Below are 20,397 nucleotides of genomic sequence, written 5' to 3'. Positions count from 1 at the left end.
CTAATTTTTAAATACTTCATTCCATAATTGTTGAATTTGTGTCTGCATTTGATCAATCGTTGGATCTCGTTTGTAATAGAGAATATCTGTCAAGTAAATTCGATAAGTAAATTGCAATATAGTTTTTCCGTAATACAAAGAAGTATACGCCCCTTTTTCACCCATCATAGAAATATTGACACGTCCTTGATTATCTAGAAACTGACATCCATTTGCTTTCAGAATAGTATTCGTCATTGTTTGATATTTATTTTTTTCACTATTATGCCCATATTCCATCCATTGCTCAGTGTGATTGTCATACCACAAACTTCCTAGTCCGCCTTTTCGGCTACTTGAGCCTTCTGCTCTCGATTCATGAGTGGCATAACCGTACGTACTAGGTGTAATAGAATAAAGACATTTTTCTACAAGTGCAACTTGCTGTGTCAGGGTTTCTGCTTTCAATCCAAGAAAATAATCGTCTCCTAACCAATGTCTGACTTCTTCAACAATGTTCCATTGAATCCGCAAAAAAGGATATTGAGGATTATTATCATATCCTGAACATGTCGCACTCCATACCTTATTTCCTCGTAATGCTTCATAACCATTTGCTTTCACAGCATCTGGATAGTCCCGCATTTCATCATATCTCGTATAAGGAGTAGGCATGGAAAAATATTTTTCTCCTATAAATACGACTTCAGTCGCAATATTTTGATTTTCTACCATGCTCCCTACGATTTTTCCATTAAAATTAAGTTCTCTTGTAAATTCAAAATAGCCTTGTGCCAAACCAATAACCAAATCATTCACAGTAAGTACTCCATTATCAGCAATCAACTGAAGCAATCGATTGGTTTCGCTTTGATTAACTTCTACTTTTTGACTAAGTGATTGGACTTGTTCGGTCACTTGACCAACGCTAGCCTCTAATTCTGGTCTTAGTGTTTCAATGGCTTCTTTTTCACTTTCTGCTAAATCAAAAATTTCTTTTTTGATTTGTTCGAAGTCTTTGATGTATACCTCACTTGCTTCTTCAATTTCACTTTCAATTTTTGAACGGATAACTGTAAAAGTGAAGGCTAGCTCATCACTGTGAGAGCCATCTTCGAAATCAAGATACACGTATCCTTTTACTTCGCCTTCATAATTTAATAACTGGTCAGGCAGAGGATAAGTCACAATCCCACTTTCAGGGTATTCAATAATCGGTTGACTATCGATTGCAGTAAATTTCTTTTCTTGGCCATCTTGATTGATGGTTAGTAAAATTTTAAATGTAGTATTGGTGAGATCGACAATTTGATAATCTTGATCACGGAACAAAAATTCTAATACTACAGAACCTTTGTCATAACTATAAAAAACAAAGCCTGTATCTTGGCCATGTCTTCCCTTTACTTTTGTATTGACTTTTATTCGACCAATTTTTTTAAACGTCATTTACTACACCTCCTTCCCAAATAATAAAAGCTATTCTACTCAGTCGCATCTTGAGCTAGAATAGCTTGAACTTTCTTTTTTAGTGTTTTTGGCACATCATCAATCGTTTTCTTTCCTTTTCTGATTAAGTCCGCATAGATGTTTTCCATGTTACTCACTCCCTAATGAAGATTCATAAATTTCGGTCATTGCTACTTGTAAATTCGTAACTTGTTCATTTAATGATTGATTATTTTCTTTAAACGCTTGATTTTCCTCTTGAACTTGTTCAAGCTGTTGTTCGGTCTTACGATGGATTTCTTCCAACAACTCTAGTTTTTTAGAGAAATCTTGTGTGACAACTTCTTCCCATTTCCGTTCACTCGGATTCCAAAACTGACGATCTAACGGAATATCTGGTAATGGTGGTACCAAGGTATACGGCACTCCTTCTGGAAAATCATCTGGCATGTTTTCCCATACCTTGCAACCTACTGGATACATATATTCATACATTGTTTTCATTAGTTATTCCCCCTATTAATTTGGCCACGCATCATTTGTAAAATAGACGATGGTTCCAGAGCAAGTTTGATTTTCTGGTAAATTTGTAGTAGAAACCATCACAGAAATTCCCGAAGCATTCGCATAAACAGATAATGCAGGATTTCGATTGGTTTTATTCGCCAAAGTTCCACCCCAACCTGTTAGCGAAATCGGAGTATATCCTTTCGGAAAAGCCATTAAATTTTTCCATCCAGCAAAATTTGATGATTTATTTGTAATCTCAAAATTGGCTACTATAAGACGCCCCCATCGTTCAAATCTGACTAAACTTTCATTGGTAAAATCTGTTGTATTCGTTGTTTTTACTGTTTTTGAAACAAAACGATCTAAAGCTACTGGTGTATCATTCACTGTTGGCGTTTGTAAAAAGTTTTTAAAACCATCAACTGACTGATTACCAGATGTTTGTACTAATACTTCAGCTCCATCAATTGCTCTAAAATGAGTTTTTAAATATTTAGGAACACCATTTTCTTTTAATTGCACAATATCAGACATTAAACTTCGCCTACTTTCTCAAATATAATTTTTGCTACTCCATCTAATTTTGCTTTGTCTTCTTTGGACATCAACCCATTAGCAGTTGTCGTAGCTACAGATGTCGTTGTTGCATTAACTCCAGGATCTCCCTTATCTCCTTTTGGTAATACAAAATTGAATCTAGCCACAGATGAGGTTCCTACATTTGTAACAGAAGCAGTAGATCCACTAGTAACTGTACCTACAGTAATAGTTGCAGCTTGCCCAGGATCTCCTTTATCCCCTTTAATAGTTTCGGGTTTGCCTTCTACAGCATTCCAATGAGTTTGTGGAAAAACCTGTACACCGCTTTGTTTTACCTTTACGATATCTGTCATTCTCTATACCTCCCCAATTTTTTCAAAAGTAAAATTTGGAATTCTTTCATTGGTGTAGCTTTTAGCTTGGTCAACTGCTTCTTGAAATTTTTGATCCACATATAATTGATTAACCCCACCAGATTCACTCCCGCCTGTAGAACTAATCGTCCCATCTTCTGCAATTGATATATTTGCACCTGCTTTTAATATTTTTAGAGATTCTAATTTTCCCTTTAATTCTTCAGAGAAATTGAAGTCTGTTTGCTTAGTTGCAGATAAAACTCCTTCTTCAGTAACTTCTAAGAGTTCCCCAACTTTTATACCTCCTAATTGTTCAGGGGTAGCAATCGGCAAAATATATGTTCCACCTTCTCCATTTACAATCTTTTGAAACATTTCAGCAGTAAGAATACCATCGCTTGTCTCGCTTGCATAAGGTAGTTCAGTAATTGCATTCTCTAATCCTAAATCAGCTTTCGTTAAAATGACTGCACCATATTTACCATTAACCGAAAGAACTTTTGATTGTCCTGATATCATTTTTTCTATGCCTAAAACTGCAGAAACATGTGTAATTGGCATAAATTGACGTTTAACACCAGATTCATCAGTTTCCATCATTCTCTTTACTTTAACCATCAAATCACCCCAACTTTCTCAAGAGTGAATACATTTTGTTTTTCATCATCAATGGTGGCTATAACTAATGCTCCTTCGGATATATCACTTTCAATAGTTTCTACTTTTTCTACCTCATGATTCTTAGAAAATAAATCATCTTGTAAAACATCCACCATTTCAATTTCACCGTATTCGATAGTAAATAAACTTTCTCTCAATTTTTCGAATAAATAATCCATATCTGCAAGCAAACGATTAGAAATTGAATTGTGTCGTTTTCCTTGAATATCCACTCTCGCATCCATCAATTCCGCAAGCATCGTTCCTCCAGGATCAATTGTTTTTAAAATATCCTTGATTGATTCAAACCATGCCAAATAGTCTGATTCTTGTCCTTCTCTCCAATCTTGGAAACTGTGTTCCTGTTCTTGTCTCCAACGATCAAATTCTTCTTTCCTTTCATTCATCCAGTCCGTAAAATCGCCTTGATTTTCATTAATAAAGTCCGTCATATCCGCGATTAAATCTTCGATTGATTGCCAATAAGAACCCATTTCTCCTTCTGTTTTTGAAACAGCATTGATGACAAAATAAGAGAAGTCTTGAGTTGTTCCAATCAAGTCTTCTCCTTTAAATATAATGAAATTGGCTGTTTGTCGATGTAAACACTGCATGGAATATTTATCAAAAATATAGTTAATTTTCCCTTTTTTAGCATCCACAATTTTTGTTTCTAATTGGACTGGATATTTCCCACCTACAACTGATTCAAAATATACCTTACATTCTGATAAATCGTAGGGAAGACCATTTTCAACTATAGTCGCTTCCATAACTTCAGTGTTTTTATTGCCTTGTCGAACTTGAATCATCCCCACGTAATTATAGGGTTCTGTTGTACTTAATATGACATTCCACTTTGCCATTAAATCACCTCCCTATTTTGGTGGTATGACAATGGAAGAAATTGCACTTGCACTATAATACTGGCGATCTAACTTTCCACAAATCATACCTAACTCTGTATTTTGTTCATAAGTTTGCATACGACCATTAGCTAAGCCTCGGATAACGCCAGTATGTCCATAAGTTCCATCTGCAAACCATGAACCCACTTGTCCACCTCTTGCCCAATTAATAATTGCACCAACTACTAATTGATCGTATCTAGGGTTTTGAATCACTTTCCAACCAACAGCAGACCAATCATAGGCAATACCAATATCAGATGCTGCAGAAGTATTTCCTATCACATGAGTTAAACCATATTTTGTTCCAGCACCCATGCCACAACCACCCAGATATCCTGAATATTCTGCAGACAAGGCATAACACTGACCATTACCAATTCGTTGTCCAATCAAAGACTCTAAATGTTTCAGTCCAGCTTCTCCAGTAGCTCCTCCTGGTTTTAAATCTTTAAACTTGTTATACCAGTTCACAGCATAATCTTGACGTTCAGGATGTGTCGCTGCCGGACGTTCATAGTTCCGTTCAAAAGCGTATGCTGCTTGTCTTGTATCAGTACAAGCCTTAAATCCATCAAACGTAGTAGGTTGTACCACACCCATCCATTGCCCGTTTGTAAATGTCCAAATAAGCAATCGAACTTGTGCATCTAAGCTCGTTATTGGTTCTTTAATACCTGCAGCATTAAATAAGTTTTGAACATAAACTTTTCCATCCCATGTTGCTGGACCAACAAGAGGATATGAAGAACCATCCCACTGGACAATTCCGTAAGCAGGTCCACCAATCTGTACAGTATCAGGATCAAAAGTTCCTCCTGTTTCTTGTTGAATGTTCCCCAATATTCCACATGCAGATTGTTTCGTAAATCCGTTATTACACAAAATATCGTAAATTCTCCAAGCTCTCTTTTCTGCATCTGTTTTTAATTCACTAGGATACCCACCAGTAGATTCTCCACCTCCTGATGGACCACCACCTTGTCCAGGAATTATTTCTTTTCCTTTAACTGTAAGTTTTCCTTGTACATCTAAGTCTCCAAAATAAATTGCTTTACCATTTCCTAATAAAACTAATCCTTTTCCTACTTTAGGAGAAATCAAAATATATTTGCCGTCTCCATTTGTACGAATAACTAAAGAATTATCTTCAATAGGTGTGGGAGTAGAAGCTCCAGGAAAAGGATTACCAGCAGAATCAGTTGTTCCAATCGTTCCAATTGAACTATTAGAATTCCAAAACTCCATTCCTTTTTTGGTTAACTCCATTATTTTCTTTTTGTTATTCCAAATTTGAAGTAGTCCATTAACTAATTTCAATACATCTCCAGTTTTATTAAAAGAGTTTTGAAAGATATCTGCCTTTATTAATCCTGTTTGAATAAAATTAGCATTGAATATACTATCCAATGTCCAAGCGGAATTAAAAGGACCATTCCAACCATTTTTAGAAAAGGCAATTCCATTTTTGTTCATTCTTAATACTTCTTTTGCCTTGTTTAAATCAGGGCTATCCATTATAAAAATATTTGAAGGTTTTTCTTTTGGCCATAAAACTACATAACCGCCTGCATTTCCTTGACCTGTAATCATAGAGGACACATAATCATTAAAACTACTCATATAATTATTCGTAGCATAATCTTTTAATTTATCTTGAATAGTTACAGCTTGTTGTTGATAAAAAGCAACTTGAGTATCCCCAGCTTCCAATTTCAGAACCTTTTCAGATAATGAATCATATTGAACACCGCTAACTTTCGATTCAAAATATAGTTTATATTTTCGATGATATATTTTAAACGTATCAAATAACCCATAATTTCTTATCTTAGCGAATTCTTTTCCTTCTTCTGTGTCCGTTAATTTATCGAACTCAACGGTAATAGAAATCTTCGGTTTATCACAGCCTGGATTAATTGTTTTGAAATAATTCTTAGCTATTTTATTTAAACTATTAACATCTTTAACTCCCTGTTCTTCTGTGAATTGGACGTGTTCTGTATATACATCAGGATAATTATTAATATATTCGCTATCTACTGGCGATCCATAAATTCGGCTAGTTGTACCTGTATCACTTTGAGGATCAGCATACGGAATAATTCTTGTTTTCACGCCTGTCCAATCTAACTTAACTTTTAACCCAGATAAATCTTTTCCATATCGGATTGTTCCAATATTGTCACGGCCTCTTCGTTTTAATAAGGATAGCTTAAATGGCTCACGTTTAATTTCTCCGCCCCAATACTGAAGTAAAGATCCTTGTTCACCAGCAATACAATTTAAAACATTTCTTGCTTCAAAAGTTGTACTTGATACAGTTGTAATATCAGAATATAAGCTTATATCTGATTTTTTATCCATATTGTTTTCAATAATTGCCATTGCTTCTCGACCAGTTTTAGAGTCTACTTCAGCAAAAGTAACTGCTCGTCTTCCAAGCCGATTTGTACGACTCTGGGCATAAATAGTTATGGTATCTAAAAAGGTATCGATATCTTTATCATCAATAAAAAAGATATGATACTCTTCTTGGTCATTTGGTTTTGCTTTTATTTGATAGTCATTTTCAAAATATTCATCAAATCGAGTGCCTAATGGATACTCCAACTCTAATTCATATTTTCCATTTGCTACTTCATATATTTCACATTTTGTAGCATCCTTCAAAATCCCTAAACCATTCGTAGAAAAATCTGTCTCGGTAGGACTATATATTCTTGGTATCATACTTTTCTCCACCACCTTGGTATTATCTCAAACGAATGTATGTTATTCGTCCATTTGATTTCATTTTTTCCAGGGTATAGAAATGGAAAATCTAAAAATAAAGTGACATGATCTTGATGTTCTAAATTGCCATCTAGCTTTCGATAAGACTCTTCTAGTTTAGAATCTATATATAATTCTCTATCTAATAGTTTCAAATCATATTTATCATTATTAATATAAAAAGAAGCATCTCCTGAACCACTCAATTTAATAAGCGGTTTTGAAGCATACTTCTCTGGATTAAATAACTCGAAAGCTTTTATCTGTTGAATAGCAAAACGACCACTATAATTTTCTTTGAATGGTCGAAGACTAACTGTAAATTCAAATGGAACTATGTTCCCTGTTTTTCTTGTTCCTTTAAATTCTGGCGCTTCGGTTACTATAGCTTGATAGATATATTGTTGATCGTAATAAAGAATAAAATCACTGTAAGAGTTCATATCTAACCATTCAGTAATTCGATCTTCCCATTCCTGCACTAAATCAATCGATGGTGCTTTGTAATAACATTCAATTTTTCTAGTAACGTTTTTGTAATAGGCTTTATCGATAATAATTGAGTCATTGCCTTCACGTTCTCTCAATTCAATTACACGACTAGCTGAAACAGAGGCAGGCCTATTTTGAATATATACGTTAAACTCAGAAGAATAATGTTGATTGATAAAAAATTGTCCTCTTTTAAGTTGCATATAATGTCCCTCCTACTGCATCAGCATCTCGTTTCATTTGTCTCGTCAATTCTGTTTTCATCTTCTTGGCGATTTGTTTAATCATCGAATCAGGTAGATCTCCATAAACATTTAAATGCAAGTGAATTTCATTCACTGCATTTGAAGATGTATTTTGTTTAGCTTGTACCACTGGTTGACTATTAGACCCTGTAATAACTGGTTGAACCGACGGAGTTTTCACTAAATCAGTCATTGTCTGATCCAATTTACTTTTTTCTTTATCAATACCAACGATAATACCTTGAACAATATTTTTACCTACCATATCCCTCATCCATCTAGATGGAGAATGAATACCTAATGCACCCTTAATAGAATCTTTGATACTTCCAGCTATTCCTTTAATAGTCTTTTTCAATGCATTCCATTTTTCTACTACACCATTGATAAGTCCATCAATGATATTCTTACCGATTTCGAATAAATTGATTTCCCTTAATGAATCAAAGATTTCTTTCACCCGATTAATTGCTTTTGAAACACCATTTTTTAGATTAGTCCATGCATTTTCAGCGGAGTTAACAATTCCAGTAACAATATTCCAGAAAGATTCCTTGATGTTATTCCAAGTATTGATCATGGAATTCTTTATAGAAATCCATGTATTGTATGCTATATCTTTAATGTTCTGCCAAGTATCTTTGAAGAACTGTTTAATATTGTTCCAAGTAGTAATAGCATTATATTTTAAATCAATCCAAGTTTGAATAATCCCGAATTTTAATTCAATCCATTTTTGAATAGCAAAATACTTAATGTCAATCCAAAGATTAATAAAAAAGTATTTTACATTAATCCAAATTGATTTAGCTTGACTTACTACTTCATTCCAAATATTTATCAAAGTAAGTTTGAAACCTGTCCAAATATTAAGCGCAGCAAAATAAATATTTGTAACGTAACTAACAAAAATATTTTTTATAGACTCCCAAATATTTAGAGCACTTTCTTTAATATTATTCCATACACCAATCATGTTGTTTTTTGTTTCTTCCCATCCACCAGAAATCATGGAGGTAATAAACAAAACTGGCGCAAGTATAACATTTTTTAAAATCTCAAAAACATTTTTACCAATCTCAACTAAATTATTCCATAAGGTCTCTAAATAAAAAGTGACATGTAAGAATGCGTTCTTTAAACCTATAATCAATGGACCAGCAACTTCCATAATAGAACCTTTAATTTCATTCCATTTTTCAGTTGCCAATTCTTTTATACTCTGCCAAATATCAGAAAACCATTGCTTTGTATTTGACCATGCGTTTTTTACACTATCAACTGCATTAATAGATGTTTCTACTGTTTTATCAAATAAACCTGTTGCTCCATTTTTAATGTCTTGCCAAGTATTTGAAAACCATTCCTTTATTCCAGACCAAGTATTCTTGACACTCTCAACGGCATTTGATGCCAATTCTTTAGCAGAATTCCAAGTATCAATTCCCCAATCTTTTATATTCTTTAATACACCAAGTACGGAATCTTTTACATCATTCCAAACGGATATAACTTTGTTTCTAAACTCTTCGTTGGTTGCCATAAAATAGCCAAATACAGCAATCGCTCCAACAACGGCTCCAACAATCAAAACAAACGGATTTGCGGCGGCTATAGCCCACATAATCTTTAGTGAATTTCCAACACCGATTATGGCATTCTTAAAATTATTGAAGCTTTTTATAATTGTTGGTATTCCTTTAAGTTGAAACATTAATGCGCCAAAAGCAGTAGTTGCAGGAACCAGAAATGGCATCATGAATTTCAATGCAGAGCCAAATTTTTGAACTGCATCAAAAAGATTACTTAAAAAAGACACTGCTCTAGGAATATTCGCAGCCATCACTTTCAAAAAATATTCCATGGAACTACCTACTTTATCAATAATTCCTTTAAATCCACCTAAATCTTCATCCACAAGGGCTTTATTTAATCCTTCTATTACTTCGCCAACACCACGAGTAACAGCTGTTTTGGCATTCTGGATAGAGGTTTTAATCCCTTTAGTTGAATCTTTTGCAATTCGATTTAATGATTTAAGTCCTCCGCCACCTTTAGTATCCATTTCTATTAATTGATTTTGGAACTCTTCAACAGAAATCTTACCTTGAGACAAACCTTCTTTAAGCTCTCCCATTGTAATTCCCATCTTTTTAGCGATAGCAGATAGAGTAGGACCAAGTTGAGCATTAATCATTGAATTCCAAGTTTGTGCGTCTACTTTTCCGTTTGAGAAACTTTGAGATAGCTGAATAACAGCTTCATTTACTTGATCAGTTGAACCACCAAACCCAAGAATCCCATCATTCAATGCTTTAAATATTTGAGTCGAACGAGTCAAATTCCCAGTAGAAGAAGCAAGAAGTTGTACATGACTTATCGCATCATTCAAAGCGGTAGGAAGTCCTTGAATACCTTGAGATAAAAGCCCATTCTTTCCGATATTCTTCATAATTTCTGAGTTGCTGAATCCCATGTTTTGGAAATTTCGTAGAGCATTATTCATCGTATCTACTCGATCAATTGCTCCACTTACGGAACCTTTAATTAGATCAAAACCAGCTCCAACAATTCTAGTCACTCCACTGGCTAGAAAGCTACCAGCAAATATTTTCCAAATACTACCTAATGAACTGCCACTTTTTCTACTCGTTCTTTCGATAGTTCCATCAAAAGAACCTAGCTTTTTGATAGCATTATTCATACCAGCAGTAAAACCTGATTCATCTAATATCATCTTCAGAATTAGGTCATCGTTATTCAAAGTATCACCTCCTAAAATTGGGTGAAGTTATCGTAGTACTCAACATCCTCATGCTCTTTTACTGCATCTCGAAAAGCAAAAAGACGCATTAACTCGTCAAAGTCAGTACGTTCAATTTCTGGTAACGTCCAACCTGCTTCGAGTAATTGCGTCTTTAAATCTAATTCTCGATAAGTAATCGAATGTTTAAAAGAAGGATATTTGAGAGCTTCGCTTACTTTTTTTTCGTCTCCGTATAAGTTTCATCAAATCCTGCGGTAACAGATTTTAATAACTTTCCTGTCAATGGAGCAATTTCTCGAGCATCAATCCCTTGACGATAATCTTCACCAGTAAATTGTCCTTCAAACAAAGTATCTGCAATAAATGAATAAGCTCGACTTAAAGCTTCTGACACTGATTTTTTGTCTACAGCATTTTGCATTACTTCCATCACTTCTGCCGCTTCTTCTACAACTGGACCTGGTAGAAATTCAGCAGATTTGAATTGCACTTGTTTATATTTCCCATCTTCATTTTTTTTCATTAATTTAATTGTAGTTTGATATTTAGACATTATTTTTTACCTCCTGTAAGTTCTTCTTGTTCTGCTTCTTCAATTGGAATTGCTACTTTTGTAAACCAGTTTTCGATCATTGTTTGATCAACGCCTTCATCATCTTCATCAACTGAGTACATATATCCAAGTCCTGGTACATCTACAAATGAACCCTTCCAAGTTGGATGAGTAAAACTTACTTTACTTCCTTCAATAGTTGAAGTTTCATCTGAATCTAAAGCAAACTGCCCTTTATAAAAGACTGTATAACGATATTTTCCATTCGACTTTTTACGCCGATATGCAAAAGCCCCATCTTGGGCAATATCTTCTCCAGAGCGCAACGCACCACCTTTGACAAGTTTTCCTCCAGTGATTGCTGTTAAAACTTTATGACTATACCCATTTGCTTCTAATTCAACTTCTGCACCACCAAACGCAGTGAATTGATCTTGAACAACTGAATCACCATAGTCTTGTGTTGTTTCGTAATTAGCTGTAGGTTTGATACTAACTGCTGTTCCCATCGTCATTGCAGTATCATATACTGGAAGTTCTCCTGTCTCATCTTTCAAAGGAAACCAAGTAGGTTGTTCAACAGAAATAATTCCAATTTTACTTCTTTTTTCTCCCATTTATTTTTCACTCCATTCAATATATTGTGGAAATCCCAATGTAAAGCGAATGTGTTGAACACCATCTGTTTCATCAGGTAAATAGTTTTCTGGAAATATTGTTTGACTATCAATTGTAATCGTATTAAAAAAAGCCCCACAGCGTGAGACTAATTCATTCACTAATTTTTTATCAGATTTATTATCAATCAATGCAATATCAATTAAGAAAGAAACATTTTGAACATCAATCCCTACATTTTCAGTCCCAGATTCCATTACGGATAATACAAAGTAAAAATCTTTAGTTGACTGCATAACTGAATCAAGATATATTGTCCCATCTGGATATATTTCTTTTAATTTACTACTGATTTCAGCAATGATTTTATCTTTCATGTTACTTTCCTTTCTTAACGATTTTTATTGCCATTTGTTTAAATCTTCGAGGAATATAAGACATATTTGCAAGATTCGTTGCACGAGTCAACATAAACCGTCCTTTTACAAATCCACCATTTTTAGTCCTGTGTCCTTCTTCCACATACTTAAAGTAATGTTCATTATTTATAACTGCTCCAACAATACGACCAGTTGAAAGCTTCCTAGCTTTTACTACTCGATAACCACGTCTTAAATCACCTGATTTTACAGGAGTTAAAGGTTTAGCTAGGCTAACAACTTTATTCATCGAATCATTTACAAAAGATATTCCTTCTTTTTGAGCAATTACAGTCATATTTTTAAAATTTTCAATGATCTTTTCTGCATTAGATTCATATTTGAGATCACCCATTTTTTTCACTTCCTATCAAATTTACTTCACAATGACTAGGATAGTAAAAAGGCTTAGTAGCAAATAGAGAAAAAATTAAGCCACTGGCCTTTTGAGTTATTGTTATTCGATCTCCTTTTTTGAGTTTAATCTTAGGATGAATAAATAATTTATATGTGTCAGTCGAAACATTTACCATTTCTCCATCTTCTATGACTGCTAGTCCATCGATTTGACCTTGTGAAAGAGCGCAAGGGATAGGATTATCATATACTTTTTTATAATCTTGAATAGTAATATTTGTATTAGAATCTTCAATGTCCATTAGTCTTTCGATAATACAACTATCTTCGTAAGTAGTTTCTAAAATATCTGCTTCATTCATTAAAAAAACTCCAATCCTCCACAACCAATAACCCTTCGTATCAAATCGCCATATCCTAGAAGTAACTCACTAACAGCATTCGCTGTTGACGCATAACTAATCGTCGTACCGCCACGTCTAACTGAAGATACTGTTTTTTCTGATTCATTTTTTATTATTTGATACAACACTTCACTAATCACGCTTTTTAACTTCTCCCATGAAATATCATTTTTACAACTATTGTATGATTCAATTTCTAGCAAAATTATTTCTAATAAATTAGTTATGCGTTCTTCACTCAAATCTGGAAAATCTTCTTTTATAGACTCAATGATTTCCGTTTTTAGCGATTCATCCATCAGATCACTTCCTAAATTTCATTAACATCAATTGCATCTTCCAAAATTGCAATTGCTTCTTTATCATCTATAGAAATGATAAATTCGTTATTTGAATCTGCTGTGATAAATCTACGAGTTTTAGGATGAACAAACCCAACAAAATTTTTAGTTTTACCTACTCTATATTTCACGACTTCATCTTTTTTAGTTTCATCTTTTTTTACCACTGTAATTCCTCCTATCAAAAAAGGGAGTACTAACTCCCTTTTATTCAGACTTTAAATTTAAAATTGCCCCAGAGTTTGAAGCGTTGTATTCAAGAGAATATTCACCTACAAGACCGATACGTCTTGAATCAGTTGTTTTTGCAAGTTCTTCTGCTCTCCATTCACGTAATGGACGTAGTTTCACATAATTAGTATCGATTGCGGCAATTGTTCCTTTTGGCAATGATGGTTCTAGTAAAGCAATACCTGTACCGTAATTAGACACGATATTTCCAATTTGCAATCCAAAAGTTACTCTTTCACCGAACTGAACAATTTTTGTTGATTTTCCATCTAACTCATCAGTCATTAACTCCTGCATATCTGGAGAAATCAAGCATAATTTTTCTCCCATATAACCTTTTTCATACATCAATTTAAATAAACCATCGATATCTTTTCTTGTTACTGCACCCGCAGTAGCTGTTTCTGCCTTATTTGCTGAATTGATCAAGTTCAAAATTCCATTCATTCGACGACCCTTAGAACCATTTTCATCAGCTTTTACACCAGTAATCAATTTTCGGTTCAAATCAATTTTCATTTCCATACCACGTAGTGCTACTTGATTAGTTAATTCGTTTCCGACACCATTCACATTAATAGCATCTAATGTACCAGATACAGAAGTAGATTTTCTAAAAATTTCAGTATAGTTGTTAAACCAAGTTCTACCTGATTCAGCATCTGGATAATCTCCGCCCTCAAGCTTTTCAGAAGAATCATCGTTATTGATATCATATTCACGCCATTTAATTTCTGTAGAGTTTGCTTGCTCTGTCTTTCCAGCACCAAGTAAATAGCTTAAAAAAGGTGTATTTGGTACTTGCATAGCATTAATCGCTGGTGAAATATCCAAATACTCTAAATTATTTAAAGATGTTTTTTTCATAATTTGTCACTCTCCTAATTAAATTGTTGTAGCATTTCGCCTAACTTACCCATTGGATCATCAATATTTTCTTGTGTATTATCAGCTGTTTGTTGCTGTTTTTTCGTACCAAATGCTGTCTGCATTTCTAGACTTTTAATTTCTTCGGAATGTTTCTCTTTAATAGATTCCAAAACGTTAGTAAAACCTTCCACAGCTTTTTTAGTGAATTCTGTATCAGAACTAACAAGATTATTTAACATAAATTGAGAAATAAAATCTTTTAACTCTCCATCTAGTTCTAGCCCAGCAATTTGTTCAGCAACAAATGCTTTGTTGTCACTTGTCACACGTAAAGCCTTCTCAGCTTCGAATTCAGCTTGTAATTTCTCTAGTTGTATTTGTTCAGGTGACTTGTTTTTCTTGGATTCCTCATATTCCTTGATAGTATCCTGTTTAATTTTATCTAGGTTATTTTGTTTCCAAGCTTCCAATTGCTTGTCAGCAACACTTTGAGATTGTGACTGAAGAAATTTTTGAGCTTCTTCATTAGATTCCGCAAAAGTTTTGAAATCCTCAAAAGAAAACTGTGGATCGTCACCTTCGGCAAAGTATTGCAAATTCATTGGTATTAATGATTTGTTTTTCACGCTTATTCTCCTTTCGCCCCACGATTCGTTTTCACGCCCCGCATTGCTTTGAGTTTTAATAGTTGCGCCCCACCATTCAACCAAGCCCAGTATTGCGCTAGTTTAAGGTGATTTCGCACCAAGAAAAAGATAACTTATTAATTAAGTTATCTCAGACTGTAGACAAAAAGGAGTGGCTTAATTGCCAACTCCTTTTTGTTAGTATTTGTAGAAATTTGAAATAAAAAGCCTATTTACTAGACTTTCCTTCTTTGTAGTCAGTTCTAACAACAATACATCCCGTCTTTTCATACCAATTAACTGTTTCTTTTAAATTTGGTAATGTATGAGATAATAATTGAATCGTTAAATTAACGGTATTCTTATTAACTGGAGTATTCTCTTGATAATTAACAGTTTGATCGCCAATAACCACGTAGGCATAATTACCATTCCACTGATCTCTCAAGCCATTAGGATGGTTCTCAGACTCAATAGCTGTTTTGTAGGCTTCTGCAATATCAGCTTTTACATTAATTGTTAGTACTGCTTCATGAAAATCTTTCATTCTACTTCCTCCGTTTCAAATTAATTCCAAAAGAATCATGTGCAAACTCATCTAATAAATCGCCAAATAAACGGTCATATTCTTCATCAATATCCTTTCCTAATTTTGGTAAATTAGGAACATCCGTACATCTGCAACGACTATGGAAAGGCGCTCGATTCTCACCTATGACAGCATCTTTCAGTTTATAGGGATTCTTACTTGCCTTTCCTCCACAAATTCGGCAAACTCTCTCATCCTTTGCAGTTAAAACGTTGTATTCCTCAATACCTGTTTCTAAATATGATTTTTCAATACCATCTTGAGCAAATTTTGCATACTCCGTTCGAACGAGATTTTCTATCGCTTTGTTATACTTTGATTCTTCTAACTTAAACATGTCACAAATTTCTGAGTCTGTTCGCATGGTATTTAGTGCGTGTATAACGCCTTCTCCACTAGCAACACTTTTTACAATAGCATTGGAGAGTTTCTGTTCGAGTGATGAAATATTTCCCCAAAGCCTCCTAGAAAAGGTTTTACCCGACCAAGGATAGTTTAGATAACTCTCTAATTCCACTTGGGATAAATAATTCGGCAAATCAACATTCAGCAATTGCGATAACACATTTGCATTTGAAGCATATGAACGTTGCAATATCTCTTCCAATCGATCTGAAAAATACTTGTTCACGTCTACATCTATTGCATGGTATGCAAGGATTTTAAAGATATCAGAACGTATCTGTAGCAAACGATTAACCTTTGCATAATCAAAAGATGGAAAAAATTCATCGATAAACTCTTTGTATTTTGAATCATACATTTTGAGAGATTTGTAATTTTTTTCCACATATTCACGATATTTTTTTTGATCACTTTTGCTGTAAAACTCCATCATTTCAGCATAAGTAATATCATGTAAGTCTGCTTGAGATAATAGTTTTTCTTGTATCTCTTTCAGCGCTTCAGGAAATACACTAGTTAATTTTTTAAGTGTCTGATTTTCTTGTTTGAGCCTTGCTTGATCCTCCAGTTCTCGACGTTTGGTCCAATACTTCGTTTCTATCGTCACTATTGCCACCTCCGCCAAAATTGTATTCACTATCTGGATAAGCATTTCCATTTTCCAACTCCATTATTTCATTTTCATAATCAACGTCTGTCACAAATGGAATTTGTCTTTGAATGGTTCGTTTGGATACATAAGGTGCAAGCTTAGGTAAAGCTTCAGCTAAATAACTTAGATCAGTTGGCAAAGATCTAGAGAAAGTAAAAATAATTTTTTCTGGCTCAATTTCTACTTTGTCATGAAACTTAAGAAAAGCAGCAATTGTTTCTGCGCATTCTTTCAGTCCTTCTCTAAAATATTGCTCTTTAGTATTTGTTTTTGCTTCTAGGCTAATGATTTGCCACTTACGAGCTTCTCCAGAACTGTTTGATTTAAACACCTCATCGTTAAAATCGATTGCTTTACAAATGGTGTAAAATTGTTTTTTCAATAGATCCATATGATATTCATTGAAATCTTTCGCTAAATCTTTGGTGACATATTCTGCTTTTGCTGTAGGGTCTTTTAAGTTAATAATCCCTAGCTGATTCATCGTTTCTTTAGCAGTGTCTTTGCTCATTGTCGTACCAGTAACAAGCATGTACGCAAGCTTAAATTGTTCGATTTCGTTTTGTTGATCAGACAAAGCACGATCAATCGCATCTCCAATTTCCTCAGCTACTTCAAAATCACAATAACGATTTGTATTGTTTTTAAATTCGGACAAATTAATCACTTCTAAAGGATTTTTTGTTTCATCGATTTTTTTGAATGTTCCGTTAGTAATAAAATCTAAATCACCATAACAAGCATATGTCGTAATTTCATTTCTAGTTATAACTTTCATTTCTTGGAAAAACTTTTTCTGATAAGAGTCATACTTTTCTTTAATATAGATTCCAGCATTTCCATATCTTTCAGCTCTCCAAGGCTCAATATTGCTTGCTCTTAACTCCCAACCATCATCTCCTTTCACAGGCTCTAACAATCGGAAAGCTACTCCACATGCACCTTGGAAAGTGGCTGTCTCAGGGTCAAGCATTGCAAATCTCATGGAATCAAGATTGCTTGTTAATTTGTTAAAAGCTTCTGGAACTGTTGGAAGCTCTGTATCATTTTTTAAGAATTTATCTTTTAATCTTTGAATGAGTGTTCTTTTTTGTTCCGATACATCGTAATCCCATTTAATAGGTATACCAGTAAAATGATTGACTGCTTGATCTACGACAATCGAATACATACCAGCATGAAGTTTATTATTAACCTTTACAATATCAGTGTTAGGCTTTGGTCTTTTGTCTATTTCATTGTTTTCGCTAGTATACGCTAGATATTTTCTTTCACGATCAGCAAAAAATGGTTTCATATCTTCTATAAAACCATTCGGATCAAACATTCCATCTTCAATTTGTGTTGCATATTTAATACGTAACTTCTTATATCTCTCTAAAGATAATACTGTACTAATCAAAAGCTCACCTCCTAAAATTGAATAAATTGATAGTGACTTGGTGGCTCATAAAATGCTAAAGCCAACGCATCAGCAATATCTGGACTACCAATGTTTCGCTTTTTCATATCATCTTTACTTTCTAAACGAATACGACTTCTACTTGTCATTTTGAATTTACGTGTACTCAATTCTTTAATCAACGATCCGTCATCAGGCAGTTCAATAATCGGTTGTTCACCGTTAAGATTTGCTGTCATATTTTCTTCTAACATTTCCTTGATGTTTCCCCATAGTTGAGTACCTAAATTATCGTAAAAATCATCTTCCGATGTTGAACCATTATTCACTCCAAACACCTCAAAAGGATAATGATTATCTTCTATCAGTTCTTCTAGGCGATCGGTTACACCACCTCCGACACCAGTGTCATCGACTTTAATCATCACTTTATCAATACTCGGATATTGACTCATTAGATTCTTGGCCATATTGATGACATATCCTGTTGTTTCCATGGTGCTACGTTTTGAATATTTCTCATACTCTAATGCCCTAGTAGCAATTCTAGGGAAAAGAATCGTAGAATCATCACCATACCGAGCTACGTCGACACCTATATGAGCAACCGTTGTTTTATTGACTAAAGAATCACTAATTTGTTTTTCTGTAGCCAATTCTACCGTTTCAAGACTGACAAATGAATCCAACGCTCCTTTGGGAAATTCTCCAAAAATACGGACACGAGCAACGTCGCTTTCTTTTCCATACTTTTTAAGGATCATCTCTATGTTATCTTTGTTTGTACGTTTACTATCGTAACTAGATACTTTATGGACTCTGTATTTATCACGGTCTGAATTGTGGGAATCGTAAAAAACACCTTCAATATTATTTGGGTTTCCACACATCAATAGCTTATTATCAAAACCTGATAGCGTACCAAGAATAGCTTCCATAATTGGATCAGACACACCAGAAGCTTCATCTACCACAATCAACATATGGTCCTCGTGAAAACCTTGCATATTTTCTGGTTTAGTCGCTGTTCTAGCCGTAGCAAACCAACGCTCTGAATCACCAACCATATAAATTTTGGTCTTTGTCCACTTCAGTAAGTTTTTGATCAAGCTATCATTTAGCCATTTGGCTACTTCCGCCCAAAGCACATCGTAAAGTTGTTTCATGGTTGGAGCTGTAGCAATCACTTTTGCGTATGGTCGACAAGTTAAAAACCAAAGTATTGCTCCTGCTTCCAATGCTGTTTTTCCAACACCTTGTCCAGAACGAACTGAAACCTTTGGAAATTCAGCCAAATCATTCAAAACACTTTCCTGCCATTCATCAGGATCCAAGCCCAATATATCTTGGCAAAAAGCTACTGGCTTATCATAGTAATAATCAATCGCAGCACCTATATCAGCAAAAGTAATAAAATCATTGCTCATTCTCTCTCACCGCCCGTTTATTTGCTGCATTTAAAACTGCTTGCTTCCATTCTTCCACTTCTTCGCCAGAATTATTACCGCCAATATCTGCTATTTCAGCTTGAATTTTCTCGGTTTGTGCTTTCATTAAATCAGTTCTGTATTCATTCATATAAAGTTCATTCATTTGCTTGATGGCTTTAGCTAACTGGTTGCTAATACGAGTCAATGAATCTTCAATTGAAAGAATATCATCAATTTTGCGATGTGTTTTTCTGCTAACTTGAACATCTTGCATTACGTCTCGCTTAATTTCTAGCTTTCTACCGTCTTTTTCAATCGGCGTTTTTATTTTCCTTAGTTGTTGCAGACGTTCGATTTCTTCATCGTTTAAACCAGCCTCGGCTTGCTGAATTCTTTTCATCATTCGCAACTGCCGTATCTTCAGCAACCGTATTTCCTCAGACAAAACAAGAGAAGGATCATCATTCAAACTAGAATAGATGTCCTTCTCTTCATCACTTAGTGTTTCAAAAAATATAGTTTCATACTCGCCAGTTTTCAAAGCGTTCTTGTTTCCTACTGGCGGTGAGGCTCGGCTATTGCCTTTATTTCCTATGGCATTCTGATTACCTTTGGGCGCACCCCTGTTATTTGGTTGCACCCTTAAAGTTGCACCCCCTCTTTGCCAGTCATAACGTTTCCGCCATGATTTCAAAGTATTCAGAGGGATAGAAAGCTTTTCAGTTATTTCTTTATATTTCAAGCCTTCTTCATACATTCGCTTAGCTTGCTCTTTCTTATCCATACACCATATAACACCACCTCACAATTCTCACTAAT

24 protein-coding genes are annotated in these 20,397 nt (G+C 34.5%); all 24 read right to left on the bottom strand.

Annotation, left to right across the window (positions count from 1 at the left end):
• Window positions 1–1,428, bottom strand: coding sequence for a BppU family phage baseplate upper protein (locus AB3H93_RS00595; protein ID WP_081186479.1), 1,428 nt, complete (start codon window positions 1,426–1,428; stop codon window positions 1–3).
• 35 nt (window positions 1,429–1,463) lie between these two features.
• A complete protein-coding gene (locus AB3H93_RS00590) occupies window positions 1,464–1,577 on the bottom strand; it encodes a CD1375 family protein (RefSeq protein ID WP_252710568.1) in 114 nt (37 codons plus the stop codon).
• Window position 1,578: 1 nt separating this feature from the next.
• Window positions 1,579–1,932: a hypothetical protein gene (locus tag AB3H93_RS00585; protein WP_081115526.1), complete on the bottom strand. Its 354-nt coding sequence runs from the start codon at window positions 1,930–1,932 to the stop codon at window positions 1,579–1,581.
• Between the two features lie 15 nt (window positions 1,933–1,947).
• Window positions 1,948–2,472, bottom strand: coding sequence for a hypothetical protein (locus AB3H93_RS00580; protein ID WP_161440310.1), 525 nt, complete (start codon window positions 2,470–2,472; stop codon window positions 1,948–1,950).
• Window positions 2,472–2,831, bottom strand: coding sequence for a hypothetical protein (locus tag AB3H93_RS00575; RefSeq protein ID WP_081115334.1), 360 nt, complete (start codon window positions 2,829–2,831; stop codon window positions 2,472–2,474). The genes AB3H93_RS00580 and AB3H93_RS00575 overlap by 1 nt, the downstream gene beginning before the upstream one ends.
• A 3-nt stretch (window positions 2,832–2,834) precedes the next feature.
• The gene (locus AB3H93_RS00570; protein WP_081115333.1) at window positions 2,835–3,452 is read right to left on the bottom strand and encodes a hypothetical protein; all 618 of its coding nucleotides are present in this window, start codon (window positions 3,450–3,452) and stop codon (window positions 2,835–2,837) included.
• A complete protein-coding gene (locus AB3H93_RS00565; protein WP_128436284.1) occupies window positions 3,452–4,360 on the bottom strand; it encodes a phage baseplate upper protein in 909 nt (302 codons plus the stop codon). The genes AB3H93_RS00570 and AB3H93_RS00565 overlap by 1 nt, the downstream gene beginning before the upstream one ends.
• Window positions 4,361–4,372: 12 nt before the next feature.
• Window positions 4,373–7,135 (bottom strand): phage tail spike protein, encoded by a 2,763-nt coding sequence (locus AB3H93_RS00560; protein WP_128436287.1) that lies wholly within the window; start codon window positions 7,133–7,135, stop codon window positions 4,373–4,375.
• Complete coding sequence (locus tag AB3H93_RS00555) at window positions 7,132–7,872, bottom strand: phage tail protein (RefSeq protein WP_053766661.1); 741 nt, start codon at window positions 7,870–7,872, stop codon at window positions 7,132–7,134. The genes AB3H93_RS00560 and AB3H93_RS00555 overlap by 4 nt, the downstream gene beginning before the upstream one ends.
• Window positions 7,862–10,651, bottom strand: coding sequence for a tape measure protein (locus AB3H93_RS00550; protein ID WP_128436299.1), 2,790 nt, complete (start codon window positions 10,649–10,651; stop codon window positions 7,862–7,864). Before AB3H93_RS00550 ends, AB3H93_RS00555 begins: the two co-directional genes overlap by 11 nt.
• 241 nt (window positions 10,652–10,892) lie before the next feature.
• Window positions 10,893–11,234 (bottom strand): hypothetical protein, encoded by a 342-nt coding sequence (locus tag AB3H93_RS00545; RefSeq protein WP_034698427.1) that lies wholly within the window; start codon window positions 11,232–11,234, stop codon window positions 10,893–10,895.
• Window positions 11,234–11,851 carry a major tail protein gene (locus AB3H93_RS00540; RefSeq protein WP_128436288.1) on the bottom strand — a complete coding sequence of 206 codons (618 nt, stop codon included), beginning with the start codon at window positions 11,849–11,851 and terminating at the stop codon, window positions 11,234–11,236. Before AB3H93_RS00540 ends, AB3H93_RS00545 begins: the two co-directional genes overlap by 1 nt.
• The gene (locus AB3H93_RS00535; RefSeq protein ID WP_081115328.1) at window positions 11,852–12,229 is read right to left on the bottom strand and encodes a DUF6838 family protein; all 378 of its coding nucleotides are present in this window, start codon (window positions 12,227–12,229) and stop codon (window positions 11,852–11,854) included.
• Window position 12,230: 1 nt separating this feature from the next.
• Window positions 12,231–12,626 (bottom strand): HK97 gp10 family phage protein, encoded by a 396-nt coding sequence (locus tag AB3H93_RS00530; protein WP_034698433.1) that lies wholly within the window; start codon window positions 12,624–12,626, stop codon window positions 12,231–12,233.
• Entirely contained in the window at window positions 12,619–12,990 is a 372-nt protein-coding gene (locus tag AB3H93_RS00525; protein WP_034867685.1) for a hypothetical protein, read from the bottom strand. Before AB3H93_RS00525 ends, AB3H93_RS00530 begins: the two co-directional genes overlap by 8 nt.
• Window positions 12,990–13,331 carry a hypothetical protein gene (locus AB3H93_RS00520; RefSeq protein ID WP_368019961.1) on the bottom strand — a complete coding sequence of 114 codons (342 nt, stop codon included), beginning with the start codon at window positions 13,329–13,331 and terminating at the stop codon, window positions 12,990–12,992. Before AB3H93_RS00520 ends, AB3H93_RS00525 begins: the two co-directional genes overlap by 1 nt.
• Before the next feature lie 11 nt (window positions 13,332–13,342).
• Window positions 13,343–13,558: a hypothetical protein gene (locus AB3H93_RS00515; protein WP_002311614.1), complete on the bottom strand. Its 216-nt coding sequence runs from the start codon at window positions 13,556–13,558 to the stop codon at window positions 13,343–13,345.
• A 22-nt stretch (window positions 13,559–13,580) separates the two neighbouring features.
• Entirely contained in the window at window positions 13,581–14,471 is an 891-nt protein-coding gene (locus AB3H93_RS00510) for a DUF5309 family protein (RefSeq protein WP_034867678.1), read from the bottom strand.
• A gap of 14 nt (window positions 14,472–14,485) precedes the next feature.
• Entirely contained in the window at window positions 14,486–15,100 is a 615-nt protein-coding gene (locus AB3H93_RS00505) for a DUF4355 domain-containing protein (protein WP_241546100.1), read from the bottom strand.
• A gap of 229 nt (window positions 15,101–15,329) precedes the next feature.
• A complete protein-coding gene (locus tag AB3H93_RS00500; RefSeq protein WP_034698454.1) occupies window positions 15,330–15,647 on the bottom strand; it encodes a hypothetical protein in 318 nt (105 codons plus the stop codon).
• Between the two features lies 1 nt (window position 15,648).
• On the bottom strand, window positions 15,649–16,527 hold the full coding sequence (locus AB3H93_RS00495; protein WP_081115326.1) for a minor capsid protein: 879 nt from the start codon (window positions 16,525–16,527) through the stop codon (window positions 15,649–15,651).
• A 91-nt stretch (window positions 16,528–16,618) separates the two neighbouring features.
• Complete coding sequence (locus tag AB3H93_RS00490; protein WP_128436291.1) at window positions 16,619–18,148, bottom strand: phage portal protein; 1,530 nt, start codon at window positions 18,146–18,148, stop codon at window positions 16,619–16,621.
• Window positions 18,149–18,159: 11 nt separating this feature from the next.
• Window positions 18,160–19,575 carry a DEAD/DEAH box helicase family protein gene (locus tag AB3H93_RS00485; protein ID WP_368019960.1) on the bottom strand — a complete coding sequence of 472 codons (1,416 nt, stop codon included), beginning with the start codon at window positions 19,573–19,575 and terminating at the stop codon, window positions 18,160–18,162.
• On the bottom strand, window positions 19,565–20,362 hold the full coding sequence (gene terS, locus AB3H93_RS00480) for a phage terminase small subunit (RefSeq protein ID WP_081115323.1): 798 nt from the start codon (window positions 20,360–20,362) through the stop codon (window positions 19,565–19,567). Before terS ends, AB3H93_RS00485 begins: the two co-directional genes overlap by 11 nt.
• Window positions 20,363–20,397 lie beyond the last annotated feature (35 nt).

Origin of the sequence: Enterococcus sp. C74, assembly GCF_040887125.1 — a bacterium.
GTDB classification, from domain to species: domain Bacteria; phylum Bacillota; class Bacilli; order Lactobacillales; family Enterococcaceae; genus Enterococcus_B; species Enterococcus_B hirae.
Note: the sequence above shows the minus strand (reverse complement) of the source record. Positions and strands in the feature narration are given on the sequence as shown.